The 25996-nt window shown below is 61.0% G+C and carries 23 protein-coding genes; 19 read left to right on the top strand and 4 right to left on the bottom strand.

Features of this window, described 5'->3' with window-relative positions:
- The first annotated feature begins 91 nt into the window (after window positions 1-91).
- The 12 genes from AB3X89_RS03805 to AB3X89_RS03750 all read left to right on the top strand — a co-directional run bounded on the left by AB3X89_RS03805 (window position 92) and on the right by AB3X89_RS03750 (window position 12744).
- Window positions 92-1072 (top strand): chromate resistance protein ChrB domain-containing protein, encoded by a 981-nt coding sequence (locus tag AB3X89_RS03805; RefSeq protein WP_368581897.1) that lies wholly within the window; start codon window positions 92-94, stop codon window positions 1070-1072.
- Complete coding sequence (locus AB3X89_RS03800; protein ID WP_368581896.1) at window positions 1069-2250, top strand: chromate transporter; 1182 nt, start codon at window positions 1069-1071, stop codon at window positions 2248-2250. The genes AB3X89_RS03805 and AB3X89_RS03800 overlap by 4 nt, the downstream gene beginning before the upstream one ends.
- 122 nt (window positions 2251-2372) lie before the next feature.
- Window positions 2373-2690 (top strand): hypothetical protein, encoded by a 318-nt coding sequence (locus tag AB3X89_RS03795; protein WP_368581895.1) that lies wholly within the window; start codon window positions 2373-2375, stop codon window positions 2688-2690.
- 42 nt (window positions 2691-2732) lie between these two features.
- A complete protein-coding gene (locus AB3X89_RS03790; RefSeq protein WP_368581894.1) occupies window positions 2733-3164 on the top strand; it encodes a chromate resistance protein ChrB domain-containing protein in 432 nt (143 codons plus the stop codon).
- Window positions 3151-4407 (top strand): MFS transporter, encoded by a 1257-nt coding sequence (locus AB3X89_RS03785; RefSeq protein ID WP_368581893.1) that lies wholly within the window; start codon window positions 3151-3153, stop codon window positions 4405-4407. Before AB3X89_RS03790 ends, AB3X89_RS03785 begins: the two co-directional genes overlap by 14 nt.
- Window positions 4408-4526: 119 nt before the next feature.
- Complete coding sequence (locus AB3X89_RS03780) at window positions 4527-5450, top strand: DUF1259 domain-containing protein (protein ID WP_368581892.1); 924 nt, start codon at window positions 4527-4529, stop codon at window positions 5448-5450.
- A gap of 82 nt (window positions 5451-5532) precedes the next feature.
- Window positions 5533-6576 (top strand): hypothetical protein, encoded by a 1044-nt coding sequence (locus AB3X89_RS03775; RefSeq protein ID WP_368581891.1) that lies wholly within the window; start codon window positions 5533-5535, stop codon window positions 6574-6576.
- Between the two features lie 70 nt (window positions 6577-6646).
- Window positions 6647-7843 carry a DUF3182 family protein gene (locus AB3X89_RS03770; RefSeq protein ID WP_368581890.1) on the top strand — a complete coding sequence of 399 codons (1197 nt, stop codon included), beginning with the start codon at window positions 6647-6649 and terminating at the stop codon, window positions 7841-7843.
- Entirely contained in the window at window positions 7840-8616 is a 777-nt protein-coding gene (locus AB3X89_RS03765) for an alpha/beta hydrolase family protein (RefSeq protein WP_368581889.1), read from the top strand. The genes AB3X89_RS03770 and AB3X89_RS03765 overlap by 4 nt, the downstream gene beginning before the upstream one ends.
- 309 nt (window positions 8617-8925) lie before the next feature.
- Window positions 8926-9801, top strand: a complete 876-nt coding sequence (locus tag AB3X89_RS03760) for an extracellular solute-binding protein (protein WP_368581888.1) — start codon at window positions 8926-8928, stop codon at window positions 9799-9801.
- Complete coding sequence (locus AB3X89_RS03755) at window positions 9798-11645, top strand: ATP-binding cassette domain-containing protein (protein ID WP_368581887.1); 1848 nt, start codon at window positions 9798-9800, stop codon at window positions 11643-11645. The genes AB3X89_RS03760 and AB3X89_RS03755 overlap by 4 nt, the downstream gene beginning before the upstream one ends.
- A 718-nt stretch (window positions 11646-12363) precedes the next feature.
- Window positions 12364-12744, top strand: a complete 381-nt coding sequence (locus tag AB3X89_RS03750; RefSeq protein ID WP_368581963.1) for a response regulator — start codon at window positions 12364-12366, stop codon at window positions 12742-12744.
- A 161-nt stretch (window positions 12745-12905) separates the two neighbouring features.
- Here AB3X89_RS03750 and AB3X89_RS03745 read toward each other — a convergent pair whose 3' ends face one another.
- Genes AB3X89_RS03745 through AB3X89_RS03735 form a run of 3 tightly spaced genes read right to left on the bottom strand, consistent with a single transcriptional unit; the run spans window position 12906 to window position 14673 of the window.
- Complete coding sequence (locus AB3X89_RS03745) at window positions 12906-13106, bottom strand: DUF1289 domain-containing protein (protein ID WP_368581886.1); 201 nt, start codon at window positions 13104-13106, stop codon at window positions 12906-12908.
- A 3-nt stretch (window positions 13107-13109) separates the two neighbouring features.
- On the bottom strand, window positions 13110-14390 hold the full coding sequence (dmeF, locus tag AB3X89_RS03740; protein ID WP_368581885.1) for a CDF family Co(II)/Ni(II) efflux transporter DmeF: 1281 nt from the start codon (window positions 14388-14390) through the stop codon (window positions 13110-13112).
- A gap of 7 nt (window positions 14391-14397) precedes the next feature.
- Window positions 14398-14673, bottom strand: coding sequence for a metal/formaldehyde-sensitive transcriptional repressor (locus tag AB3X89_RS03735; RefSeq protein ID WP_028362895.1), 276 nt, complete (start codon window positions 14671-14673; stop codon window positions 14398-14400).
- 1056 nt (window positions 14674-15729) lie between these two features.
- Here AB3X89_RS03735 and AB3X89_RS03730 point away from each other — a divergent pair.
- The 7 genes from AB3X89_RS03730 to AB3X89_RS03700 all read left to right on the top strand — a co-directional run bounded on the left by AB3X89_RS03730 (window position 15730) and on the right by AB3X89_RS03700 (window position 24519).
- Entirely contained in the window at window positions 15730-15825 is a 96-nt protein-coding gene (locus tag AB3X89_RS03730) for a potassium-transporting ATPase subunit F (protein ID WP_008918365.1), read from the top strand.
- The gene (gene kdpA / locus AB3X89_RS03725; RefSeq protein WP_368581884.1) at window positions 15822-17630 is read left to right on the top strand and encodes a potassium-transporting ATPase subunit KdpA; all 1809 of its coding nucleotides are present in this window, start codon (window positions 15822-15824) and stop codon (window positions 17628-17630) included. Before AB3X89_RS03730 ends, kdpA begins: the two co-directional genes overlap by 4 nt.
- 13 nt (window positions 17631-17643) lie before the next feature.
- Window positions 17644-19794 (top strand): potassium-transporting ATPase subunit KdpB, encoded by a 2151-nt coding sequence (kdpB, locus tag AB3X89_RS03720; protein WP_368581883.1) that lies wholly within the window; start codon window positions 17644-17646, stop codon window positions 19792-19794.
- Window positions 19795-19815: 21 nt separating this feature from the next.
- Window positions 19816-20397: a potassium-transporting ATPase subunit KdpC gene (gene kdpC / locus AB3X89_RS03715; RefSeq protein ID WP_368581882.1), complete on the top strand. Its 582-nt coding sequence runs from the start codon at window positions 19816-19818 to the stop codon at window positions 20395-20397.
- Window positions 20398-20453: 56 nt separating this feature from the next.
- A complete protein-coding gene (locus AB3X89_RS03710; RefSeq protein WP_368581881.1) occupies window positions 20454-23282 on the top strand; it encodes a DUF4118 domain-containing protein in 2829 nt (942 codons plus the stop codon).
- Complete coding sequence (locus AB3X89_RS03705; RefSeq protein WP_368581880.1) at window positions 23279-23971, top strand: response regulator; 693 nt, start codon at window positions 23279-23281, stop codon at window positions 23969-23971. Before AB3X89_RS03710 ends, AB3X89_RS03705 begins: the two co-directional genes overlap by 4 nt.
- A gap of 131 nt (window positions 23972-24102) precedes the next feature.
- The gene (locus tag AB3X89_RS03700) at window positions 24103-24519 is read left to right on the top strand and encodes a universal stress protein (protein ID WP_368581879.1); all 417 of its coding nucleotides are present in this window, start codon (window positions 24103-24105) and stop codon (window positions 24517-24519) included.
- 22 nt (window positions 24520-24541) lie between these two features.
- Here the strand turns inward: AB3X89_RS03700 and AB3X89_RS03695 are convergent, their stop codons facing one another.
- Window positions 24542-25723 (bottom strand): cation:proton antiporter, encoded by a 1182-nt coding sequence (locus AB3X89_RS03695; RefSeq protein ID WP_368581878.1) that lies wholly within the window; start codon window positions 25721-25723, stop codon window positions 24542-24544.
- Between the last annotated feature and the right edge of the window lie 273 nt (window positions 25724-25996).

Genomic DNA, 25996 nt, shown 5'->3' with positions numbered 1-25996 from the left:
CTGCCGGCCTTGCCCGCATTCCGTCGTGGCAAGCACGATCCCACCAAAAGTTAACTTGTAGATTGAGCTACAGGTACGTAACATAATCTACATGGACAATATCACCACTTGGTCCCTCCTTGTTCTGACACTGCCAACAGAGAACGCGACTGCACGGATGCGCTTCTGGCGCGCGCTGAAGGCCAAAGGCTGCGCGGTACTGCGCGATGGCATCTATCTGTTGCCCCGCACGGAAGAGCGCGAACAGATGCTGCGCGAACTGGCGGGTGCTATCGCTGATAGTGGTGGCACCGCGCACCTGCTGCGTGCGGCGAGCCTCGATGCCGCGCAGGAAGCGGAATTCCGGGCACTTTTCGACCGTAGTGATGACCATGCGGAGTTCATGCGCGCGCTGAAGGACGCACGCAAGACGGTTTCCGGCCAGTCAGCGGCTGATCTCTCTAAGCTGCTCCGCCGTCTGCGCAAGGATTTCGAAACCATCGTCGCCATTGACTTCTTCCCGGGCGACGCCGCAACTCGTGCCGAGGCTGCGTGGCAGGACTTCATCGGACTGGTCGATACCGTCCTTTCGCCGGGTGAACCGCATTCCGCCGAGCGGCCCATCCGGAGCCTGTCAGTCAGCGACTATCAGGGGCGCACCTGGGCCACACGGCAACACATGTGGGTCGACCGCGTCGCAAGCGCCTGGCTGATCCGGCGCTTCATCGATCGCGATGCGCACTTCATCTGGCTCACATCGCCCAGTGCCTGCCCATCCAACTTGCTTGGTTTCGACTTCGACGGCGCCGCTTTCACCCACGTCGGCGAGCGCGTGACGTTCCAAGTGCTGGTCGTCAGTTTCGGTCTCGACAAGGATCCCGCTCTCCTGCGGCTTGGCGAAATGGTCCACGCACTCGACGTGGGCGGTGCCCCAGTGCCCGAAGCCATTGGTTTCGAAGCCGTGATGGCAGGTGCCAGGGAGCGCGCGTCGGACGACGATCAGTTGCTCGATGAAATGAGTCGCGTGCTCGATTCGCTCTACACGCACTTCCTCTCCGCAGCAAAAGGCCGGGACGCCGGAGGACGATCGTGAGCACGACGACGGCGACGGCACCAGGCTACACGCTCGGCCAGCTGGTCCTGTACATGCTGCGCCTTGGCACGTTCGGGTTTGGCGGACCTGTCGCGCTCGTCGGCTATATGCATCGCGATCTCGTCGAACAGCGTAAATGGATCAGCGACTCGGATTACCGTGAGGGACTGGCGCTCGCACAGATGATGCCGGGACCACTGGCAGCGCAGCTCGGCATCTATATGGGCTATGTGCACTACCGCATCGTCGGTGCGACGCTTGCCGGTATCGCCTTCGTGCTGCCGTCCTTCCTGATGGTGGTTGGCCTTGGCTGGGCCTACTCCCACTTTGGCGGGCTCTCATGGATGCAGGCTGCCTTCTACGGGGTCGGTGCCGCAGTCGTGGGGATCATCGCGATGAGCGCGTACAAGCTCACCACGAAGACCATCGGCAGGAACAGGCTCCTGTGGGCAATCTTCCTGACACTCGCGGTGGTGACCGTCATCACCGAATCCGAGATCGCGTGGCTGTTTATTGCGGGCGGCCTCATCAACTGGTTCGTCGTCTCTCCGCCGAAATGGTTGATCAGGGGCGGACTGAATGCTGCAGCAGCGGCCCAGCTGCCGGCTGCGAGCGGCGTGCTCAGCGGCCTCGACTGGCCTTTGCTCGGCCAGATCGGACTGTTCTTCACGAAGGCAGGCGCTTTCGTTTTTGGCTCCGGCCTCGCAATCGTCCCGTTCCTTTACGGCGGTGTGGTCACCGAGCATCACTGGCTCAACGACAAACAGTTTGTCGATGCTGTGGCCGTCGCGATGATTACGCCCGGACCGGTCGTGATCACGGTTGGTTTCATCGGCTATCTGGTCGCGGGACTCGCGGGCGCCTGCGTGGCGGCCCTCGGCACCTTCCTGCCTTGTTATCTCTTCACGGTGCTGCCGGCGCCGTACTTCAAGAAGTACGGCAAGCTGCCCGCCATCAAGGCATTCGTCGACGGCATCACAGCAGCTGCCGTTGGCGCTATTACCGGCTCAGTGATTGTGATTGCGCGGCGTTCGATCATCGATTGGCCCACGGTTCTGCTCGCTCTCGCAACCGTGCTGCTGCTGTGGCGTTTCAAGAAGCTGCAGGAGCCAATCATCGTCATCGCCGCGGCCCTCATCGGTCTGGCTGTGTACCCGCTCATCCATGCGCACGGCTAATGGAAGCGCTGCTCACAAATCCATGAGGGAATGCGCCCGCCCGCAAATGCTAAAGACACGATTCGAGGCGCTGCTCATCTGACGGTCCAGATGATCGATTCAGCGCGAAGAGGGAGAACGTGATGTTGATTCCCAACGGACGATATGTGATCGCCAGTCTGTTGCTGGCGTGTATGTTTGCGACTACCGGATGCAAGCAGCGGCCTGGCGAAAAGGCGGGTGGACAGACCATCGAGCTCTCACAGGTGCCGGCCCCTGTCAAAGCGACCATCGACCAGCAGGCACAGGGTCGCCCGGTAAGTGAAATCGAAAAACACACTGCCCGGGGCGCGACCCAATACGACGTCACCCTCGGGTCTGGCGACCAGAAACAGACTCTGATTCTCGACGAGACGGGAAAGGTCGTCGCGACGGGGGGCGACGAGGAAGACGACGACTGATCAAGCGTTTTGTCACAGCTGTGTTCAAGGAGGAGCAGCGTTATGAAATGGATTACGCGCGAACGACCCAAAGTCGACCGTATCGCCTGCCCGTGGCTGATTGCCCGTTTCATCGACAAGGAACCGGAGTTCCTCTACGTGCCTCGCGACGAGGTCATGCGCCTCGCTCAGCAAACAAGGGCGATTCCCTTCGATGTGCCGGACGTCGAACTCGGTCATCACGGCGAACTCTGCAGTTTCGATGCCTTCCTGCAGAAATATCAACTGGACGAACCCGCGCTGATCAGGCTCGCGCGCATCGTGCGAGGCGCCGACACCAGCCGGCTCGATCTGGCTCCTGAGGCGGCCGGGCTCTATGCCATCTCTATCGGCCTGTCACGCAATTTCACAGACGATCATGAGCAGTTGCGACAAGGCATGATCGTCTACGACGCGCTGTATGCCTGGTGCAAGAGCAGCAATGAACACACGTGAGGAAGGTCACACTGTTTCGCTGGCAGCGCGGATGTCAAGACGGGTATTGCCAGCAGGAGCCGACCGCGCGGCGCAACTGCTGCTGGTAAGCCGTGGACTGCGGGGCCTCTGTGACGGTTTCATCGCGGTGCTGTTACCCGCATATCTGCTCGCGCTTGGGTTCGCCAAGGTCGACGTCGGGCTGATCAGCACCGCGACGCTGGTCGGCTCCGCGGTGGCCACGATCGCGGTCGGCGTGCTGGCCAATCGCTTCGCGGCACGCCGGATGTTTATTTTCGCCGCTGTACTGATGGTCGCGACTGGCCTTGGCTTTGCGGGGCTATCGTCGTTGCTGCCTCTGCTCATCGTCGCCTTTGTTGGTACGCTCAACCCAAGCTCTGGCGACGTCAGCCTTTTTCTCCCCCTCGAACAATCCCAGCTTGCCGGGATGGCGACGGGCGATGCACGAACGGCGCTATTCGCCCGCTACAGCCTGGTCGGTGCCGTTTCAGCCGCAGTCGGTTCGCTCGCAGCGGGCGTGCCCGCGTGGCTGGTAGCACATGCACACATGGCGGAACTCACGGCCATGCGCACGATGTTCATCGTGTATGCGGCGACGGGCGGTGCGATCTGGTTGCTCTATCGTCGCTTGCCGCCTGCTGGCGCACACACTTCTGGCCTGAGCGCACCGCTCGGCAAGTCACGGCACATCGTGACACGTCTGGCGTTGCTGTTCAGCATCGATGCGTTTGCCGGCGGTCTGGTCGTCAATTCTCTGATGTCGCTGTGGCTCATGCAACGCTTCGGCCTGTCCGCGGGCGCGGCGGGCCAGTTCTTTTTCTGGGCAGGGCTGCTTACCGCTCTCTCCCAGCTGGCTGCACCGCGACTCGCCAGCAAGATCGGGCTGCTCAATACGATGGTGTTCACGCACATCCCAGCAAGCCTGTGCCTCATCGCCGCGGCCTTTGCTGCTTCGTTGCCAGTGACTTTGGCGCTGCTGCTCGCGCGCAGCGCGTTGTCCCAGATGGACGTTCCCACGCGCACCGCCTACGTGATGGCCGTCGTTACGCCGGCCGAGCGGTCCGCCGCGGCAAGCTTCACTTCGGTACCACGGAGCCTCGCTGCATCGCTCGCACCGTCTCTGGCGGGCGGCCTGATTGGCATCGGGTGGCTTGGCGCGCCGCTTGTCGCCTGCGGCGCGCTGAAGATCGCCTATGACCTTTCGCTACTTTTCGTCTTCCGTCACGTCAAACCGGATCGCTGAACGAAACGGCCCGGACCAGTTCCACCACGCAGGCGGGAGGAAACCAGACAGAGCGCAGTTCCCGAAGATCACAAAAAATGCTGCGTAGCTGATGCACCCAGTTCAAGGAGGAATTTCTGATGTCATCGTTAAGACGCCTCTCGCACGCATTGATCATCGCCACCAGTGTCTGTGCGTTCACCAGCCCAGCCAATGCACAGCAGCCTGCGTCAATAGACACGGCTCGCATTGAACAGATCACCGGCCTGAAGGGCACATTTTCCAAACAGGAGGACGTGTTCAAGATCTCGAAACCGCGCAACGACGTAAAGGTCCAGGTAGACGGCTGGACGATGCCACCGTTCATGGGACTCACGTCCTATGCAGCATTCAAGCCGGCACACGGTTCGCAGGTCATGATGATGGGCGACACCGTACTGTTCGAAGATGAGGTCAATCCGGCCATGAGTGCAGCGCTCGACGCCGGCCTGGAAGTGACGGCACTTCACAATCATTTCTTCTTTGACCAGCCCAAGGTGTACTTCATGCATATCGGCGGCACGGGCGATGCTGGAAAGCTCGCGGAGGGCGTCAAGAAGGTCTACGACACCATCGCAGAATATCGGGCTGCGCACCTGAATCCGGAAAACGTCTTTCCCGGCCACATTGCGGATCCGAGCAATATCAGTCCGGCGCCGCTGGAAGCGGTGTTCGGCGCGAAGGGCCAGACGAACAACGGCATGTTCAAGGTCGTCGTCGGCAGAACAGCGAGCATGCACGGCGTCACCGTCGGCAACGAGATGGGAGTTAACACGTGGGCCGCCTTCGCCGGCACAGACGACGAAGCGGTTGTCGATGGCGATTTCGCGATGCGTGAAAGCGAGCTGCAGGCGGTACTCAAGAGCATGCGCGCATCGGGGATCAATATCGTGGCCATCCATCAGCATATGACGGGCGAGTCGCCCCGCATCATGTTCCTGCATTACTGGGGCAAGGGTAAGGCCGCCGACCTGGCCAGGGGTGTCAAGGCGGCTCTGGATGCGCAGGCCGCAATCACGCGCTAACGCTGCGCGGCCATATTCTGCGCGATGCCACCGCAGCCGCCATTCGCGCGTAGCGGTGGCCGTCGTGCCGCAGGAGGGTTTTATGAAAATCTTGCAACCTTGGAGTTTGCGCCCGGCGGTGCTCCTGTACCTCGTCCTGCTCGGACTGTGTACAGCCCTGGGCGTTCTGGTGCACTTGATTCCGCCCGCTGCCGGGCAGGAGATCAGCAATCTCCCACTGACACACGTCGCCGATATTCCGCTGCCGGGTCGCGCCACCCGGCTTGACTACGAAAGCTACGATCCCGATCGCCATCTGCTGTTCATCGCGCACCTCGGCGACGGAGAGGTGATTGTCGTTGATGTGAATGCTTCGCGCGTGGTCGCACGGATTCCTGATGTTTCATCGGTGCATGGCGTGCTCGCCATTCCCGGGATGTCGCGCGTGTATGCCTCAGCGACGGGAACGGACGAGATCGTGGCCATCGATGAAGCAACACTCAGGATCGTCGCGCGCATGCCGGGCGGACATTACCCGGACGGGATGGCTTATGCGCCGGATGTGCATAAGCTCTACGCGTCGGACGAGACCGGGGGCACGGAGACAGTCGTTGACGTCCGGACCAACCAGCGCATCACGACCATTCCGCTTGGTGGAGAGGTTGGCAACACGCAATACGATGCGCAATCGCATCACATCTTTGTCAACGTGCAGACGCGCAATGAACTCGTTGAAATTGACCCGACAGTCGACAGGATCGTCGCCCGGTTTCCCCTCCCGGGGGCCGACCACAACCATGGACTGTTGATCGATTCGACAGACCGGCTTGCCTTTGTCGCCTGTCAGGGTAATGACAAGCTGCTCGTCTTCGATATGCAAGCACGGCGAGTCGTCCGGTCATTCCCCATCGGTAAAGACCCGGATGTGCTCGCGTTCGATCCCGGCCTGGGGAGGGTCTTTGTCGCGGGCGAAGATGGCGTTGTCTCGATCTTCGGTGTCAAAGGCCCGAACGTTGCCAAAATCGGCGAGGGTCGGCTCGGGCCAAACGCGCACGTGGTCGCCATCGACCCTGCCACCCATCACTCGTATTTCCCGCTGAAGAACGTAGACGGACACCCGGTGCTGCGCGTAATGGCATCCGGATGATGTCTTTTGGAGATGCAAGAGACAGGCGTGGCTGACTCGCAAAAATCCCGTCGACCGATGATGCCCGCGCATGACCACGAATACCGCGACTATTGCGCCCCGGCGCGGGGAGGACAACTTGAAGGTGTGTTTATCTCCGGCGAAGCCAGCGCTGCCCGTTGTCCTCGTATATCGTGGGCAACGCAAGGCCGTTCAAACCGGCCACGAGGTCGACACGCTTTGGGCGCTCGCCAGGCAGATCGCTGAACTCAAAGGCACGACGCTTGCTGGCGAGTTCAACACGGGTGAAGCATATCCCGCGCATCGCTACCTGGTCCCCGACGACACGCTGACGCTGACCGAAGCGCGCAAGCTCGGCGTGCGATCCGTGCGCGATCTGTTCGGCGGCGTCGTGCCATTTCCGTTCGTCGCGACGAAGGTGATCGCACACGCGCTGCCCGACGACGCAGAGGCTTCGCCCCCTGGCTGGTCGCGCGTCTTCGGCGAGCACACCGCTTCGCTGGTGCTGCCGGGCTATTCCGCGTTTTCGCGCGACGATGCCTTCAACGCGGCGCGCATGCTCTGGCCGGGGGGGCGTGTGCGGATCAAGCGCCCTTATGGGATCGGCGGAGCGGGACAGGCACTGGTGGCCGATATGGATGAACTGGAAGCGGAACTCGATGCGCTCGGGGACGCGGCGCTGGGAGCCGAAGGCATCGTCGTGGAACGGCATCTGGACAGCATTGAAACGTTGAGCGTCGGCCAGGTGACGCTCGACGATCTGGTAGCGAGTTACTATGGTGTGCAGCATCTGACCGTCAACAACCATGGCCATCACGTCTATGGCGGCACAGACCTGGTTGTCATGCATGGTGGCTTCGATATGCTTGCGCAGCTCGACGTCACGAGCGATATCCATGAGGCGATCATCAAGGCGCGTGCATTCGACGCCGCCGTGCAAAAAGACTACGCCGGCTTTTTCGCATCGAGACGCAACTATGACGTCGCCTGGGGCATCGATGCGCGGGGCGTGCGCCATTGCGGCGTGCTCGAGCAGTCGTGGCGGATCGGCGGCGCAACGGGCGCAGAGATTGGCGCGTTGCGCATGTTCAGGGAGAACCCTCAGGTATATGCGGTGCGCGCCTCGACACGGGAGCTTTACGGAGAAGACGTGCAGCTGCCTGACGGCGCCTGCCTCATCTATCAGGGCGTTGATGCGCGAGTGGGAGCCATCACGAAGTACTACACGGTGGATCGCCATACCTTCAAACGGAGCAGTGGCATATGACAGCTGAGCGTTATGGTGTGCAGATCAAGGTCGAACGCGGCTACCTCGACGGGACCCTGCTCGCGCCGAAGACAACGGTGCCAGGAGTTCTTTTCGTGCACGGCTGGGGCGGCAATCAGGAGCAATATCTCGAGCGCGCCCGGCAGGCTTCCGCATTCGGCTGCGTCTGCCTGACCTTCGATCTGACGGGACATGGGCGCACGCTGGACGAACAGCAAAACGTGACCCGGGAAACCAATCTGAAGGACCTGCTTGCAGCCTACGACGCGCTCGTTGACCATCCGTTGATTGATCGCGATGCGGTTGCCGTGATCGGCAGCAGCTACGGGGGCTATCTCGCGGCGATCCTGACGGAACTGCGCCCCGTGCGCTGGCTGGGTCTGCGCGTACCGGCGCTTTACCTCGACGAAGGATGGAACACGCCGAAGCGCGCCCTGCACGTCGAACATGATCTCGTCGCGTATCGCAAACGCATCGTGCCATCGTCGGACAATCGCGCGTTGCGCGCGGCAGCCCGCTTTGGCGGCGATGTTCTGCTCGTCGAATCGGAACATGACGAGATCGTGCCGCACACCGTAATCGCCAGCTATCTTCAGGCCTTTTTACAGGCGCATTCGCTCACGTACCGGATCATCGAAGGCGCCGACCATGGGCTATCGGACGATCCGAGCCAGCGGGCGTATACAGCGCTTGTCGTGAACTGGCTGGTGCAGATGGTCGCAGGCCGGCGCGCAGGCGACCGTGGAGCCGCGCCGGATCAGGCACGGATGTAGAAGCGCTCGAGTGCCCCGGAGCGCAGACGGGAGAATCGTTCGGCTCGGTCTGCTGCTGACAGAATCGTTCGCGTCTTTTACAGCTTGTCGAGCCGATATGGGCATCCGTCAGCGCTGCGGGTTGGCAGTGACCGCGATGTCCGAGTCGCCGACCTGCATGAATAGCCATAGCGCAGTTTACCCCGCCATCCGCTTCAGGCCACCTCGATTTTCCTTTCTTTCTCCCAGGAGAAACTCGCATTTCTGCAACCATAAGTCGATCCGACGACCGTAATATATCGATCTTTATAGTGCTGCGAGGACCGTCCAATGTTTCGCAAACTCCTGGTTTCCAGTGCAGTCATGGTGGGTGCGCTCACCGCGCAGGTCTGCGCTGCGGACGAAAACACAGTCAACGTGCTTTATGCCGGTTCCCTCGTCAACCTGATGGAGCGCAGTGTAGGCCCCGCGTTCGAGATGGAAACCGGTTTGCACTTCCAGGGCTACGCCGCCGGTTCGACCAAGATCGCCAACGAGATCAAGGGCAATCTGCGGCGCGGCGACGTGTTCATCAGCGCGAGCCCGAAGGTCAACACCGGTCTGATGGGTTCGGCCAATGGCGATCATGTCACGTGGTACGTCAACTTTGCCGAGTCGCCGCTGATGATCGGCTATAACCCGCAAAGCCACTTCGCCAAGGACTTCAGGACGAAACGCTGGGATCAGGTGTTACAGGAACCCGGCATCCGGGTCGGCCGTACGGATCCAAAGCTCGATCCGAAGGGCGCGTTCACGGTTGAAATGATGACCAGAGCCGCGACGCTCTATCAGCAACCGGATCTCGTCGAAAAGACAATCGGCGCCCCGGACAACCCGGCTCAGGTGCTACCGGAGGAGACGCTCGTAGGCAGGCTGCAATCGGGCCAGCTCGACGCCGGCTTCTTTTACTCGACCGAAACTTCCGATCTGAAGATTCCGTCCGTGCGTCCCGCGCCCAAACTGCAGGCGAAGGCGAGTTACACGCTCACGATCCTTCAGGATGCGCAGAATGCGAGCGGCGCCGTGCGCTTCGTTGACTTTCTGCTGAGCGCCAGGGGACGCGCATTGCTGCAGGAACATGGCGTGGACATCGTGAAGCCGACGGTCACCGGTCATCGGCAGGCCGTACCGCCCTCGGTGCAGGCCGTGCTCGACGCCGCGCAATGAAGCGTGAGGCGGCCCGGCCGCTGACCGGACTCGCACTGCTCCTCGCCATCTATCTGTGCGCGCCATTCGTGGCGAGTATCCCGCAGATCGGGAGGGCCGACTGGGTGGGCGTCGACTGGCATGCGGCATTGTCCGCAGTGGCCGTTTCCGTCGGCAGCGCGAGCGTCGCCTCGCTCATCATTCTGGTGGGCGGCGTGCCGCTCGGTTACTGGCTGGCACGCTCCTCGTCGCGCTTGCTCTCGATAGTCGGCTTCGTCGTGCAGTTGCCACTGGCATTGCCCCCGCTCACGAGCGGTGTGCTGCTTCTGTTCCTCGTCGGGCCGTACAGCGCGATCGGCCGCGTTGTAGGCGGCCTCACCGATACCTTCACGGGCATCGTGCTCGCCGGGACTTTCGTTGCCTCGCCTTTCCTCGTGGTCGCGGCGCGCTCGGCATTCGTCGCGGTCGATCCAGTCTTCGAAGACGTCGCGGCAACGCTCGGTCACCACGCTGCCAGTCGCTTTTTCCGGGTCGCGCTGCCTGCCGCCTGGCCCGCGATTCGCGCCGGACTGGTGCTCTCGTGGCTCCGCGCGTTCGGCGAATTCGGCGCGACCGTGATGGTGGCCTACCACCCGTACTCGTTGCCGGTCTACACCTATGTGGTGTTTGGCGGACAAGGGCTACCCGCGATGATGCCGCTGCTGCTGCCCACGCTTGCGATCGCCGTGGCCTGCGCCGCTTCGTCGGCCTATCGCCGCGGCGAACCGGAGCCGGCGAGCGCCAGCACGACCGAGTCGGGCGATGAACCGCACGTCATCGCGGCTCGCCCCGCTTCCGGAGCGGCCAGCAATGACCTGCGCCTCACTTTCCGGCTTGCACGGCGCCTCGGTGCCTTCGATCTCGACATCGACTGGGCCCCGTCGACGCGTCGGCTCGCGATCATCGGGCCATCGGGCTCAGGCAAGTCGCTTTGCTTGCGCCTGATCGCCGGTCTCGATGCCAATGAGGCCGGCTCGGTTACGCTCGGCACGGCGGACCTCGGGACCCTGCCGCCCGAACAGCGTCAGATTGGCTACATGCCGCAGGATTATGGGCTTTTCCCGCATATGACAGTGGCAGAGCAACTGGCGTTTCCCATCCATGCGGACGCGACGGCCGCCCGTTACTGGGTCAGCCACCTTGGACTTGCCGCGCTCGAAAACCGTCTGCCGCACCAACTTTCGTTCGGGCAGCGCCAGCGGGTAGCACTCGCCCGGGCGCTCACGCGCCACAGTCAACTGTTGCTGTTCGACGAACCCTTCTCGGCGCTCGATACGCCGCGACGCCGACGGCTTCAGCGCTCACTGCGCGAATTGCAACGCGAGATCGATGCGGTCACCGTCATCGTCACACACGATCCCGACGAAGCGGCGCTTCTCGCCGACGAAGTGCTCGTCATCGATCAGGGACGGACGCTGCAGTCCGGGGCGATCGAGCGTGTGTTCGAGGAACCGGCGAGCATGCGTGTCGCGGAGTTACTGGGCTTGCGCAATGTTGGCGTCGGCGTAGTTCACGCGCCCGGCTTGATTGCAATCAACGACCGGTTGCTGGTCGAAACTTCGGCGCGGTCGATCGAGGTCGGCCACCGCGTGATGTGGCGCGTGGCCTCGCAGGCAATTCGACCGATGCAGGAATCGAGCGGGTTTGATGCTGTCATCGAGTCGATCGAATTGCGCAACGGCGAGCGCTTCGCCAAGATAAGTATCGAGACCGTTCATTTCGATGCCGCGATCGGTAACAGCCCTCTCTGGGAGGGGCAGATATGTCAGTTCTCCATTGCGCCAGAGGGTGTGTCAGTATGGCCCTACGCGTCCACCGCAGCGTAATTGGTTGACGTAGGCCATATGGGAGTTTGATTCTGTTGAACTATCCTTGCGACCGTGGCTTGTGAAGGTCGCTTACAAAACCATTAGGCGACGTCTCGTCGTTGGCGTATTGGATAGTTAAACCGGGTCGGCAGCACGCATCTTGGCAAGGGTCGTTCGTAGTCAATCATCGGCGATCGACCGGTTGAATCCGCAAACGTAAGCAGGCGAATCAGCGTCGTCACACCAACGTCAGCTTTGGCCGACAAGCGCGCTCTGAGCATCGGGCGGTTTTCCGAGTGGACCAGCCATTCGAGTGTCGACTGCGTGGCCTTGGCGAGCGGCAGAAAGTGGCCGATGCTGTTGAAAAAGTCGCTGCGTGGTTTTCTCAGTTCTGTCGCGAGAAAATCGACCTCTCAGATCGGCCCGCAAACCGCTCGCGCACACCGGTCAAGGGTAAGACGACCCCTGAAAACCTAGCGAAAAGGACGGACAGTGACTTTTTCAACAGCATCGGCCGACTGCCGCCCGTCGCGTGCGCCTCCAAAAAGGTGCCATATAGCGCCGATATCCGGTGCCAAATGGCAACAAAGTCACAGGTCCGCAATCCCATCTGCAATGACGGTTTGCGGACAACTTACGCACGAGCCGGCAGACGACCGTTTGACGGACAGGGCCGATCCGCCCTCTCGGGCACGTTACCTGCTGCCAGCCGTCAGATTCGACGGAGGCCCGAGCAATTGAACAGCGGCCCAAGGTCGTTCTTCTAGCTGAAGACGATGCCCAATCCGCAGCCGCGTGGATGGCGGTGCTGCGACAGAACGGCTTCGAAGTCGTTTGGGCACCGGACGGCGCAGCCGCGCTCGCGCTGGCGCAGTTGGCCACGCCGGATTTACTGGTCACGGACTGGTCCATGCCAGGTCTAGACGGACTCGGGTTGTGCGTCGCGTTCCGTGCTGACCCGAGCTTTGCCGCCGTCCCGATTATCCTCACCTCGTCTGAAGTTTTTACCGGCGGTCCTGAGACGACCTTGCACAATCTCTTCGTACAAAAACCGGTGAACGCGGTCGGACTGATCGCAGCCGTATCGGCCCTCATGAAGGCACCGTCCGAGAAATAAAAAATGGCCGCTAATCAAATGCGGCCGCAAATGCTCCACCGTCCGAGGGCTTGAGAGTGTGTGTGGTGGAGCTGGAGTCGATCGGCCCGCTTTCGCCTTCGCGGCCATCGGCCCACGATGCTGTACTGCGGACATCCCGAGCAGTGAACGTGTCTATTCCTTCAGCTTTTCACCTCAGCGTCCTGCACCTCGCGTGCTACTTTCGCCTGTCGCCGGGTCTTCTCATTGAGTATCTGATGACGACGGTGGTCCGTCATCTTCTTCCAGCAGCGGATTTCGTCCAACGTCCGAAAGCAGCCGATGCAGAGCCCGGACTTGCCATCGAACGCACAGACATCGATGCATGGCGATTTGATTGCCATCGGTCAGGCCGCGGGCGCTGGATTCACTTCGACCGTCACATGCGACAGTCCCTTGAAACGCTTGAGTGCCGCGCGGTAGAAGCCCGGGTTGCGCCGCGCCTCACCGGTGGCTACCGACACTATCGCGCTCATGTGCCCCGGACCGACGCGCCAGACATGGAGGTCGAGCACGGTGTCGCCGTTGTCCTCGATGACATGACGGACGCTCTCGGACATACGTTTATCCACATTCATGTCGAGCAGAATGCCGCCCGTATCGCGCATCAAGCCCCACGACCAGTTCGCAATCACCAGTGCGCCGATTACACCCGCCAGCGGGTCCATCCAGACCCAGCCGAACGCACGTGCGAGCAGCAGGCCGATGATCGCCAGCACGGAGACCGCAGCGTCGGCAATGACGTGAATATAGGCCGAGCGGATGTTGTGGTCACGGTGTGCGGCAGCTTGTGCATCGTCGTGTTCGTGCTCGTGTTCTTCGAACTCGACCTGATGTTCACCATCGGGCAGGCGGACAACGGCCCTGAATGCATGCGGTTCAGGAATGTCGTCCTTTGACTCCAGATAGCCTCCGCGATCGGCAAACGCGAAGGTCTGGCGCGCGCCGTCGGGGCGGATCGTCGTAACGGAAACAGCATCGGCGTTTAGTTTCGAGGAACCCGTTTCGGCTGTAATGCGGAAGACAGGCGGTACACCGTCTTCGAAGATCGATACGGCGAGTACGCCAGCGCTACCGGAGATGCGATGCACCTCTTCCTCGTGACTGTGTTCGTCCTCGTGACCATGGCCATGCCCGTGGCTATGTCCATGGCTGTGGCCGTGGTGATCGCCGCTTAGCAACCAGACGCTCGCAAGATTGACCAGCAGTCCAAGCACGGCGATGGGGATCGCCTGACCAAAGTGGATGGGCACGGGCGAGAGAAAGCGCGAAACAGCTTCGTACGCGATCAGCAGCGCGATCATCGCGAGTACGATGGCGCTGGTAAAGCCCGCGAGATCTCCCAGCTTGCCGGTGCCAAACACGAAGCGGGAATCGCCGGCATGCTTGCGGGCGTACGTATAAGCCAAAGCGGCAATGAGCATCGCTCCAGCGTGTGTCGACATGTGCAGACCGTCGGCGACGAGTGCCAGCGAGCCAAAGAGACTCCCGCCGACAATTTCAGCCACCATCATCGCACTGCACAGCGCAATCACCATCCAGGTTCTGCGCTCGTTGTCTTCGTGGGCTGCGCCCAGAAAAATGTGATCGTGTCCCGCCCCGAAAGCGGTGTCCTCAAATTGGCTCATATTTCTCTCACTTGAAGTAGCTGTGCACCACTTCAATCAGTTGCTCGGTGCCGCTGCCGTGCGCATCGTCGTGCGGTTCTGCGTCGACGAGATGCGTGCGGATGTGGTCTTCGAGAACCACCGCGAGCAGCCCGTTCATCGCGCCACGGCTGCTGGTGATGAGCTGGAGCACATCCATGCATCCGCGCTCTTCTTCAAGTGCGCGCTCAATGGCCTCGACCTGACCCTTGATGCGGCGAACCCGGTTGAGCAGCTTCTGTTTTTCGCGAATCGTATGGCTCACGGCTAGCCCCAAAATAGTGTAGGGGACTATCTTACCTCATATAGGGTGCGGGGGTATACGTTTCTACCGAACGACGTTTGAAGAGGGCGCTGCCAGCGCGGCGCATCGCACCAGAAAGTTTCAACCTGCCGGGGGGCGTTCGAATGAAATGCCAGCCTGGATGTGCGCAGGAGACATTCGGATGTCTACGTCTCAGTGCTCGCGGGCGGCCGCTTATGGCCGGTCATTGCCTGATACGATCTGCATACGCAGCCTGAACGTCGGAAGGCGTCGATCGGCAGCACGCGACCCACAACTGCCTTTTGACCCAACACGAGCCCTATGGCCGGTTGAAAACTGGAACGGCCATTCGCGCGGCGTATCGGCCGGCAAGTCGTCGGCCAAAACCGACATTGGATCGGACTGGGATCTGCTTCAGCAATGCGGCGGGTTGCCGACGTTGTCGGCGTCGACCAGAGCAACAGTTGGTTCCTGTATCAGTTTAGCCGCGTCCAGCACGTGACCCATCTCAGGGCATGCGCCGTCGAATGGTCACGCTCATTTTTGTTCGCTCCTTGGGCAGGTTCCGCCACGGGTCGGCGCAGCGAGTACAGAACGGGTTGTCCGGCGTCGGGAGTCACAGACCCACTCGCAATGGTGCGGGATTGACCTTGGTCGATGGCAGCCAGTACGGGCGACCTAGCATCAAACGACAGGGTTCACCGCAAGACGATAAGCGGTGCCGATTGCTGAGCGCTTCGATTAGGTAACGTGTGGTGGCGTTGCCCATTACTCGTTAAAAGGTTCATTTACTCGTGCCCTCGGCAGTTTCCAACCGGCCGGGTTTCCGGATCCAGACCCAGAACTGGGTAATCCTTCCAAATTTGCACAATTTTTACTTCGCATCGCCTAGCTTTTGATTGGCAACTCTCGCTGCGTTCCGGCTGTGCTGGGTCAGCGACGGAGGACGAAGATGGACGTGATTTATATCGCCGGCATTGCAATTTTTTGCGCACTCTGCCTCGCGCTTGCCAACGGCTGCGAGAAATTGCACCGCCGCGTCTCAGGAGGCCGGCCATGAACGCATGGATGATCTGGCTGGCCTCCGCTGCGACGCTACTGCTGCTGGTCTACCTCGTGTATGCGCTGCTGCGTGCGGAGGATCTCGAATGAACTCCTATAACCTTTTTCACCTGACGCTGTTCATCGTGGTGCTGATCGCGGTCGCAATTCCGCTTGGCCGCTACATGACCGCCGTCCTTGACGGCTCATCGGTCGTTGTGCGCAAGCTAGGGCAACCGGTTGAACGGCTTCTTTACCGGCTTGCCGGGGTCGATCCCGACGCCGAAATGTCGTGGAAAGAGTACGCGTTCGCAGTGTTGATTTTCAATGCACTGGGCGCTTTCGCCGTATATGGCTTTCTGAGGCTACAGCAATGGCTGCCCGCCAACCCGCAGGGTTTTGGCCCAATGACGCCAGACGCCGCTTTCAACACGGCAGTGAGCTTCACGACGAATACGAACTGGCAGAACTACACGCCGGAAACGACGGTCAGCTACCTGACCCAGATGGCGGCGCTGACCGTGCAGAACTTCCTCTCGGCAGCGACGGGTATTGCCGTGGCCATCGCGATGATACGGGGTTTTGCCCGTCACACTGCGAAGACGATCGGCAATTTCTGGGTCGATGTGACGCGCACCACGCTGTTTATCCTCATACCCATCTCATTTGTGATAGCGCTGGTGTTCATCAGTCAGGGAGCAATCCAGAACCTCGGGGCGTATGTCGAGGTGCCGACGGTTCAGGTCACGACGTATCAGGTGCCGAAGACCGACGCCCAGGGCAATGCTGTCAAGGACGCGAAGGGCAATCCCGTCATGCAGGACATAAAGGCCGATAAACAGACCATTGCCATGGGTCCGCTCGCGTCGCAGGAAGCGATCAAGATGCTGGGCACCAATGGGGGCGGGTTCTTCAATGCAAATTCCGCTCATCCGTACGAGAACCCGACGCCGCTGGCCAACTTTGTTCAGATGGTGGCGATGCTGTGCATCGGCGCGGCCTTATGCATCGTTTTTGGCAGAACGGTCGGTGACCAGCGACAGGGTTTTGCGGTACTCGCCGCGATGACGATCGCGTTCGCAATCGCGTGCTGGGGTGAGATTGCCTTTGAACAGGCCGGTAATCCGTTGCTCACGCCGCTGCACGTCGATCAGGTCCACTCGACGCTGCAACCGGGCGGAAACATGGAGGGCAAGGAAACGCGCTTTGGCATTGCCGATTCGGGCATTTTCACCGTGGCCACCACCTCCGCATCGTGCGGCGCGGTCAATAACATGCACGACTCACTGACGCCAATGGGCGGCTTCGTGCCGCTCCTGATGATGCAGTTGGGCGAAGTGGTGTTCGGCGGGGTGGGATCGGGCCTCTACGGGATGCTCGTGTTTGCATTGCTCGGCGTATTCATCGCGGGACTGATGATCGGCAGAACGCCCGAATACATCGGCAAGAAGATCGAGTCCTATGAGATGAAGATGGTATCGATCGCGGTACTCGTCATGCCGATGATCGTGCTGGTTGGTGCCTCCATCGGCGTGCTGTCTCCGCTCGGGACTACCGGCATCAGCAACCCGGGTGCACACGGGTTCTCGCAGATCCTCTACGCGTTTACGTCAGCTACCAACAACAACGGTAGCGCGTTTGCTGGACTGTCTGTCAATACGCCTTTCTATAACGTGCTGCTCGCTATCGCGATGTGGCTTGGCCGGTTCGTTCCGGTTGTTGCGGTGCTGGCGATCGCCGGATCCCTCGCTCAAAAGAAGCGTATCGCGACCACCGAGGGTACGCTGCCCACGCATGGACCCTTGTTCGTCGTGCTGTTGCTCGGCTCCGTGTTGCTGATCGGGGCGCTCACCTTCGTACCCGCGCTTGCACTGGGCCCGGTTGTCGAACATCTGTCGATGATTTCAGGTCACTGAATTCGAGGAAAGCATGACCACTTCCGTTCAACCGCCTGCCCATCGTCCCGATAATCTTGGCCAGGCACGTACCGCGGCACGCTCGATGTTCGACCCGGTGCTCGTGAAACCGGCGATCGTCGATTCGTTCAGGAAGCTGACGCCACGCACGCAGTTGCGCAATCCGGTGATGTTCTGCGTATACGTGGGCAGCATTCTTACGACCATCCTCTGGTTCGCGGCGCTCGCCGGGCAGGCCGAGGCGCCTGCCGGATTCATCCTCGCCATTACGTTGTGGCTATGGTTCACGGTGCTGTTCGCAAACTTCGCCGAGGCGCTTGCGGAAGGACGCTCCAAAGCGCAGGCGGCGTCGCTGCGCAGCGCGAAGCACAACGTGATGGCCAAGAAGCTCAACGAACCGCACCCGAAAGCACCCGTGCGCATCATGGCATCGACCGATCTGCGCAAGGGCGATGTCGTGCTTATCGAGGCAGGAGACACGATTCCGGCTGACGGCGATGTGATCGAGGGCGTTGCGTCCGTCGACGAGTCGGCGATCACGGGCGAGTCCGCGCCGGTCATCCGTGAGTCCGGCGGCGACTTTTCTTCGGTGACGGGCGGCACGCGCGTGCTGTCGGACTGGATCGTCGTGAGGGTGTCGGTCAATCCCGGTGAAGCCTTCCTCGACCGGATGATCGCGATGGTCGAAGGAGCCAAGCGGCAGAAGACCCCGAACGAGATCGCGCTGACGATCCTGCTGGTGGCGCTGACGCTCGTGCTTCTGTTCGCCACCGCGACGCTACTGCCGTTTTCGATGTTCTCCGTCGAAGTCGCGAAAGCGGGTCAGGTGGTGACGATCACCGCACTTGTCGCTCTTCTGGTCTGTCTGATCCCCACCACCATTGGCGGTCTGTTGTCGGCGATCGGGGTCGCGGGGATGAGCCGGATGATGCAGGCGAACGTGATCGCGACGTCGGGCCGTGCCGTCGAGGCGGCTGGCGACGTCGACGTGCTGCTGCTTGACAAGACGGGAACGATCACGCTCGGCAATCGCCAGGCGTCTGCCTTCGTACCGGCACCCGGTGTGTCGGAGCACGATCTGGCTGATGCGGCGCAACTCGCGTCGCTTGCCGACGAAACGCCTGAAGGCCGTAGCATCGCGGTGCTGGCGAAGCAGCGCTTCAATATCCGCGAGCGCGACATGGCGTCGCTGCACGCGACCTTCCTCGGGTTTACCGCACAAACGCGGATGAGCGGCGTGGATTTGCCCAACCGGGAAATCCGCAAGGGTGCATCCGAAGCAGTGAAGCAGTATGTCGAGGCGCACGGCGGCCGTTATCTGGCGGAAGTTAACAACGCGGTAACGGATATCGCGCGGCGCGGCGGTACACCGCTGGTTGTCGCCGAGAAGCCGGGTGGTCACGACAGCGCGGATAGTGGTCCAGCCCGCGTACTGGGTGTGATCGAACTGAAGGATATCGTCAAGGGTGGTATCAAGGAGCGCTTTGCGGAACTGCGCAAGATGGGCATCAAGACCGTGATGATCACCGGCGACAACCGGCTGACGGCTGCGGCGATTGCAGCGGAAGCCGGCGTCGATGACTTCCTGGCCGAGGCGACGCCCGAGGCCAAACTGAAGATGATTCGAGGGCATCAGTCCGACGGACGGCTGGTCGCGATGACAGGCGATGGCACCAATGATGCTCCCGCGCTCGCGCAGGCCGACGTTGCCGTGGCGATGAACTCCGGCACCCAGGCCGCCAAGGAAGCCGGCAACATGGTCGACCTCGACTCGAATCCGACCAAGCTGATCGAGATCGTCGAGATCGGCAAGCAGATGCTGATGACGCGTGGATCGCTGACGACGTTCTCGATCGCCAATGACGTTGCGAAATACTTCGCGATCATTCCGGCCGCATTCGCTTCGACCTACCCCCAACTGCGTGTACTGGACGTCATGCATCTTGCGTCCCCGGCGTCGGCGATTCTGTCGGCGGTGATTTTCAATGCGCTGATCATCGTATTCCTGATCCCGCTTGCGCTGAAGGGCGTCAGATATCGTGCGCTGGGTGCAGCGGCGCTGCTTCGGCGCAACCTGCTGATCTATGGCCTAGGCGGCATTATTCTGCCGTTTCCGTTCATCAAGCTGATCGACATGGTGCTGGCTGCGTTCGGATGGGTTTGAGGAAAAACTGAGTGCACGATCATGAAGAATTCATTGCGCCCCGTGCTGGTTCTTTTGTTGTTCCTGACGGTGATCACGGGCATCGTCTATCCGCTTGTCGTCACCGCTATTGGGCAGGCGCTGTTTCCGCATCAGGCCAACGGCAGTTTCATGGACAAGGACGGCAAGCCGGTCGGCTCGGAAATCATCGGCCAGCAGTTCGACGCGCCGTATTACTTCTGGGGACGGCTGTCGGCCACGACGCCGAATCCGTACAACGCGCAGAACTCGGGCGGCTCGAACCTCAGCGCCACCAACCCGGCGCTCGCCGATGAAGTGAAGGGGCGCCTCACGGCGCTTCACGACGCCGATCCGTCGAATACAGCGCCCGTGCCTGTCGATCTGGTCACGTCATCGGGCAGCGGCCTCGATCCGGAGATTTCACCGGCTGCCGCCGCCTATCAGGCGGCTCGAGTCGCGAAGGCGCGGGCGCTGTCCGAGCAGCAGGTCAATGCGCTGATCGCGCAGAACACGTCGGGGCGGCAGCTCGGCGTATTGGGCGAGCGTCGCGTGAACGTGCTGAAACTCAATCTCGCGCTCGACCAGCTCAAGCCGATGCATTGAGGTTCAGCGGGCACGGCCTCGAAGACATGATGACGGGATGACCCGCAGGGGGTGCGATGAACCGGCCCGATCCCGACGAACTGCTGGACCGCATCCAGCGCGATGAAGAAAAGAGCCAGCGCGGCCGGCTCAAGGTGTTCTTCGGTGCATCGGCCGGAGTCGGCAAGACCTTTGCAATGTTGCAGGCCGCCAGATATCGCAAGGAAGAAGGCGTCGATGTCGTCGTCGGGGTCGTCGAGACGCATGGACGCAAGGAGACGCTCGCGCTGATGGACGGGGTGGAGGTCATTACGCCCGCGCGGATCGAATATCGCGGACGGCTGCTTGCCGAGTTCGATCTCGATGCCGCACTCGCACGCAAGCCGCGGCTGATTCTCGTCGACGAACTGGCGCATTCGAATGTCCAGGGCAGCCGGCATCCGAAGCGCTGGCAGGATGTGCAGGAGCTGCTCGACGCCGGCATCGATGTATACACGACCGTCAACGTTCAGCATCTCGAGCGCCTGAACGACGTGGTCGGGCAGATCACAGGCATCCGCGTGTGGGAAACGGTACCCGACCGCGTGTTCGATCTCGCCGACGAAGTGACGCTGGTCGACCTGCCGCCGGAGGAACTGCTCGATCGCCTGCGTGAAGGCAAGGTGTATATGGCCCAGCAGGCCGAGCAGGCCGTGCGCAATTTCTTCCGCAAGGGCAATCTGATCGCGCTGCGCGAGCTGGCGTTGCGCCGCACCGCCGACCGCGTCGATGCGCAGATGCGCGAGTATCGTGCGGATCAGTCGATCGAGCGGATCTGGCAGGCGCGCGAGCGCATCATCGTGTGCGTCGGTGCCGGTCCAGAGAGCAGCAATCTCGTGCGCGCGGCGGCTCGACTCGCATCGAACCTGAGGGCCGACTGGCTGGCCGTCTATGTCGAGACGCCCAAACTTCAGCGACTGCCCGACGCGATACGTGGACGTACGCTCGACGCGCTCAAGCTTGCCGCCGAACTGGGCGCAGAAACCGTGACGTTGCAGGGCGAGCAGGTCGCCCAAACGCTGATTGCCTATGCGCGCATGCGCAATGTGTCGAAGCTTGTCGTGGGAACGGTCGAGTTGCGTGGCTGGCGCGGCTGGCTCGGATGGTCCACGGCTGCGCGTGTAATCCGCGCCGCTCGGGACATTGATGTCACGCTGATCAATTCCGGTGCGGCGCGCGAATCCGCCGCGCCTCGCGGTGTGGCAGCCAGCTTTGCCGCGCCGGGTGAGGACCGGCACGGCGTCCCGCTTTATTCCTACCTGTACTCGGTAGCGATCTGCGCGGTGATTACGGCTCTCGCCAGCGTGTTCGCGGACCGCATCGCGCTTGCCAATCTCGTCATGCTGTATCTGCTCGGGACCGTCTTCGCGGCTGTGCGTTTAGGGCGCGGACCTGGCGTGCTGCTTTCTTTTCTCGGCGTCGCGGCATTCGACTTCTTTTTCGTACCGCCCCGGCTGTCGTTTTCCGTATCGGACACACAGTATCTGCTGACGTTCGCAGTCATGCTCGTCACGTCGCTGACGATCAGCCATCTGACCTCGAGTCTGCGCAGACAGGCCCGTATGGCGACGATGCGTGAGCGCCGGACTGATGCCATGTTCGCGATGACGCGCGAGCTGGGCACCGCCCTCACGACCGACCAGATCCTCGAAATCGGTACGCGGCATGTCGTCGAGGTATTCCAGGTGCGCGTCGCCATCCTGTTGCCCGATAGCGCCGAAAAGGTGCGACAGAAGGTCGAAAACCCGGACCCGGCGGTCACGCTGACCGGCGCCGATCTCGATTGTGATATCGCGCAATGGGTTTATGACCAGCAAAAGCCTGCCGGCCACGGAACAGAGACGTTACCTGCAGCTGCGGCACTCTATCTGCCGCTGCGCGCACCGATGCGTACACGGGGCGTCCTCGCGCTGCTCTCCGCGGGAATGGGAGAGTTTGCAATCCCGGAACAGCGCCGCATGCTCGATACGTTTGCGGCCCAGATCGCGCTGGCGCTCGAGCGCGTTCACTATGTCGAGATTGCCCAGGACGCGCTGATCAGCATGGAATCAGAACGACTGCGGAATTCGTTGCTGTCGGCGATCTCGCACGATTTGCGTACGCCGTTGACCGCGATCGTGGGCTTCGCCTCTTTACTGGCGGAACCGGGCCGCGGTGAGAAGGCGAGGCATCCGGATACCAATGAACTCGCCGAAGGGATCTATGATGAGGCGATGCGGATGACGGGCATTGTGACCAACCTGCTCGACATGGTCCGTCTGCAGGAAGGCAGCATGCGCCTGAACCGACAATGGTCATCGCTGGAAGAGTTGATCGGCGCTGCGCTGGCCGCTTCGCGCCGTCTGCTCTCCGGCCGTCAGGTGACTACCCATGTGCCGCACGATTTGCCGCTGGTCCGGCTCGATGCCGTACTGGTGGAACGGCTCCTCGCCAATCTGTTCGACAATGCCGCGAAGTACACACCCGCCGGTTCACCGCTCGCCGTCAGTGCCGCGGTCGTCGAGGAGCACGAGCACCGCTATGTGAAAGTCAATGTCGAAGACAGCGGACCGGGTCTGTCCCCGGGCATGGAGTCTCGCGTATTCGACAAGTTCACCCGCGGCGAGAAAGAGTCGGCGTTGCCCGGCATAGGACTGGGTCTTGCCATTTGCCGCGCGATCGTCGATGCGCACGGAGGAAAGATTGGCGCGGCGAACCGCACAGATCCGAACGGGAGCGTGCTGGGCGCCTGTTTCTGGTTCATGTTGCCGGCCGATGAGACACCCCCGCCGGAACCCGGGGCTGCCGATGCTCTCAGTGAAGGCACGTCACAGGAGACGTCGCGGACCGTCTCCGGGGATGCCATCAATGACGTCCCAGCGTCATGAGCGATCCAATCGCCACAGTGCTGCTGATCGAGGGCGACAGGCATTTGCGCCGCTATGTGCGAACCTCGCTGGAAAGCGAGGCGATGCGCGTCCTGAATGCCGACACAGGACCGCAGGGTATAGCCATCACGGCGAGTGTGCGACCGGATCTGGTCATCGTCGATCCCGGACTGGAGAGTCTCGGCGGGATCGACGTAGTCCGTCAACTGCGCGGCTGGTCCGACGTGCCGATCATCGTGCTGTCGGATCAGGCTGGGGATCAGGAAAAGGTTACGGCGCTAGACGCCGGGGCGGACGATTATCTGACGAAACCGTTCAGTATTGCCGAGCTGGAGGCTCGCATTCGTGCCCTGCTGCGCAGATATAACCGGTGCGTGGTCGCGCAATCCGCCAGCGTCTCGTTCGGCTCGGTCACGGTCGACCTGTCGGCCCGAATGGTGCGTTGCGGCCGTGAGCACGTCCATTTGACGCCAGTCGAGTACCGGCTCCTCGTTGCGCTCGTTCGTCATGCAGGTCTCGTGATGACGCATTGCGAACTGCTGCAGGAGGTCTGGGGACCGGCTCATGCGCAAAGTCTGCACTATCTGAGGATCTACATGGCTCATCTTCGGCAAAAGCTCGAGCGTGACCCCGCAAAGCCCGAGCACCTCGTGACCGAGACGGGGATTGGATACCGGCTGATCGTTTGAGCGCTACCGGCTTGCAATGCTACCTGTTTTGACGACATTTTTATGCGTTGCACCCGTGCTTTTACAGCATTCCGGGAACGGCCGTGCTTCAATCAGGGTATCTCGCTCGATACTTGGACTGGAGGCCTGCTTTGCTGAAATTGCTTATTCCCGTGCTAGGTGACAAGGAGGCAACCGAAGCGGCTCGTCATGGAGCGTTCCTGTTTGCCGAGAAGTGCGTGTCCGAGGTGGAAGTGATCGAAGTGCTCGATGACCTGGCGCAAGGTCGCTCAGGAGCGTTTCATTCGCGCTCGGAGTTGCATCGATCCGAGAAGGAGCGAGCACGTGATGCACTGATGCAAACCTGTGCGGTCCTCGACGATGCCGGTGTGCCCTACACCTGGAAGCGCGTTTTCGGGCCACCTGAGCGAACCATCGCTCAGTACGCGGCCAAAGATCATGCCGACATCGTGGTGCTGGACGCAAGCCACCTTGGTTTTTTTCACAGATGGACTGTACTCGCGAGGTTGTGGCGCTGGTCTTCGATACCCGTCACGATGCTGCACTGATTCGATACGCGCTGCTGGGGCGCTATATGATCCCCAATCGCCGGAGAAATGCTGTCATCGTCGTGCCCTGAACGAAGATTGAAAAGGCCACCACCGCAAAGCACACCGTCACGATTTCCTCACGACGAGGAACGCCGGACGATAGACTCATAGCGAGAGCCAATGCCAGAGCGCCGCGCAGTCCTCCCCAGAACAGTATATGTTGGTGTCGCATTTCTATTTGAAGCGTCGAACGCGAGAAAAGAACACAACACAGGTACACGGCTACAGCGCGTGCCAGCATTACGACCACCACGGCGATGGCTATCGATACCCATACAGTGTCGTACTTCCGATGCACCTGCTGAATTCCGATAAAGAGAAAAATGAAGGAATTCGCGGCAAAGACCGCGTACTCCAACACGGTCTCAACGGCTTGCCGTCCTCGCTCTGTCATCGGATCAACCGCGTTACGGCTGCCCATCACAAGGCCCGCGATCAGCGTCGCCATCACGCCGGACAAGTGAAGGCTCTCAGCCAGCAGAAACGAGCCATAGGCCGCGATCATTGCAAACGTAATCTCGACGAGGTGATCGTCGGCGCGGTGAAGCAGCGATAGCGCTATATTGCCGATCAGCAGTCCGCACAAGACCGACCCAAGAATGACCACGCCGGAAATCTTGAGCACGGCGACCAGATCGACGTGCGCGCCGGCAACAAATGTGAGTGTGACCCGGAAAGCGGCGGCTGCAGTCCCGTCGTTGAAGAGACTCTCCGCTTCCATCAGATGCCTGAAGCGGCCCGCTACGCCGGTGTCTTTGAACAGTGCAAGGACGGATACCGGATCCGTGGCGGAAATCAACGTGCCGAAAAGCCACCCGCTAATCCATTCCCAATGCAAGAGGTAGTGCATGCCTATCGCGGTCACGCCAGCCGATAGGAGAACCCCGATGATGGCCAAGGTCTGGACGACGGCGAAATCTCTGCGTACTTCGTCCCACCGCATGTGAAACGCCGCCTCAAAGATCAGCGGTGGCAAGAGTACGTTGTAAATGAAATCCTTGTTGAGGGGAATATCGGGAAATCTGGAAGATGCCAGAAAGGAGAAGCTGATGCCTGCTATGACCAAACCAACGCTATACGGCATATGCAAGCGCCGCACAAGCATCGCCACCAACGCCGAAACCAGCAACAGCAGTTCGAAAAGCCCAACGTTAAAGTCCATCCGAACGGCTCCAATAAAGAAAGAAAGAGAGCTGCGTCATGGCTACGTTGGATGACGACTTCCGTTCGGCCACCGGGGAAACGGCCGATTTCTTGCTGGCATCCATATCAGTGTAAATATGTTTGGCGAGGTAATGAAGTTGAGATCCCATGGAGTGGCGTTTCAGCTCATCGGCGCTGCACCGTTACCTTTCCATTCGCTCCGAAGGTCGTTTCCATCCGGAACACCATTTAATTAACGACGCCTGGAATTAGAGAGCCATCTGCGGTAGCT

Source organism: Paraburkholderia sp. BR14320, assembly GCF_040948665.1.
Lineage (GTDB): Bacteria > Pseudomonadota > Gammaproteobacteria > Burkholderiales > Burkholderiaceae > Paraburkholderia > Paraburkholderia youngii.
Note: the sequence above shows the minus strand (reverse complement) of the source record. Positions and strands in the feature narration are given on the sequence as shown.

Coding starts and splice junctions, on each gene's coding strand:
- AB3X89_RS03805 (WP_368581897.1), top strand. CDS start 92: ATGGACAATATCACCACTTGGTCCCTCCTTGTTCTGACACTGCCAACA.
- AB3X89_RS03795 (WP_368581895.1), top strand. CDS start 2,373: ATGTTGATTCCCAACGGACGATATGTGATCGCCAGTCTGTTGCTGGCG.
- AB3X89_RS03790 (WP_368581894.1), top strand. CDS start 2,733: ATGAAATGGATTACGCGCGAACGACCCAAAGTCGACCGTATCGCCTGC.
- AB3X89_RS03785 (WP_368581893.1), top strand. CDS start 3,151: ATGAACACACGTGAGGAAGGTCACACTGTTTCGCTGGCAGCGCGGATG.
- AB3X89_RS03780 (WP_368581892.1), top strand. CDS start 4,527: ATGTCATCGTTAAGACGCCTCTCGCACGCATTGATCATCGCCACCAGT.
- AB3X89_RS03775 (WP_368581891.1), top strand. CDS start 5,533: ATGAAAATCTTGCAACCTTGGAGTTTGCGCCCGGCGGTGCTCCTGTAC.
- AB3X89_RS03770 (WP_368581890.1), top strand. CDS start 6,647: ATGACCACGAATACCGCGACTATTGCGCCCCGGCGCGGGGAGGACAAC.
- AB3X89_RS03765 (WP_368581889.1), top strand. CDS start 7,840: ATGACAGCTGAGCGTTATGGTGTGCAGATCAAGGTCGAACGCGGCTAC.
- AB3X89_RS03760 (WP_368581888.1), top strand. CDS start 8,926: ATGTTTCGCAAACTCCTGGTTTCCAGTGCAGTCATGGTGGGTGCGCTC.
- AB3X89_RS03755 (WP_368581887.1), top strand. CDS start 9,798: ATGAAGCGTGAGGCGGCCCGGCCGCTGACCGGACTCGCACTGCTCCTC.
- AB3X89_RS03745 (WP_368581886.1), bottom strand. CDS start 13,106: ATGGCAATCAAATCGCCATGCATCGATGTCTGTGCGTTCGATGGCAAG.
- dmeF (WP_368581885.1), bottom strand. CDS start 14,390: ATGAGCCAATTTGAGGACACCGCTTTCGGGGCGGGACACGATCACATT.
- AB3X89_RS03730 (WP_008918365.1), top strand. CDS start 15,730: ATGAACGCATGGATGATCTGGCTGGCCTCCGCTGCGACGCTACTGCTG.
- kdpA (WP_368581884.1), top strand. CDS start 15,822: ATGAACTCCTATAACCTTTTTCACCTGACGCTGTTCATCGTGGTGCTG.
- kdpB (WP_368581883.1), top strand. CDS start 17,644: ATGACCACTTCCGTTCAACCGCCTGCCCATCGTCCCGATAATCTTGGC.
- kdpC (WP_368581882.1), top strand. CDS start 19,816: ATGAAGAATTCATTGCGCCCCGTGCTGGTTCTTTTGTTGTTCCTGACG.
- AB3X89_RS03710 (WP_368581881.1), top strand. CDS start 20,454: ATGAACCGGCCCGATCCCGACGAACTGCTGGACCGCATCCAGCGCGAT.
- AB3X89_RS03705 (WP_368581880.1), top strand. CDS start 23,279: ATGAGCGATCCAATCGCCACAGTGCTGCTGATCGAGGGCGACAGGCAT.
- AB3X89_RS03695 (WP_368581878.1), bottom strand. CDS start 25,723: ATGGACTTTAACGTTGGGCTTTTCGAACTGCTGTTGCTGGTTTCGGCG.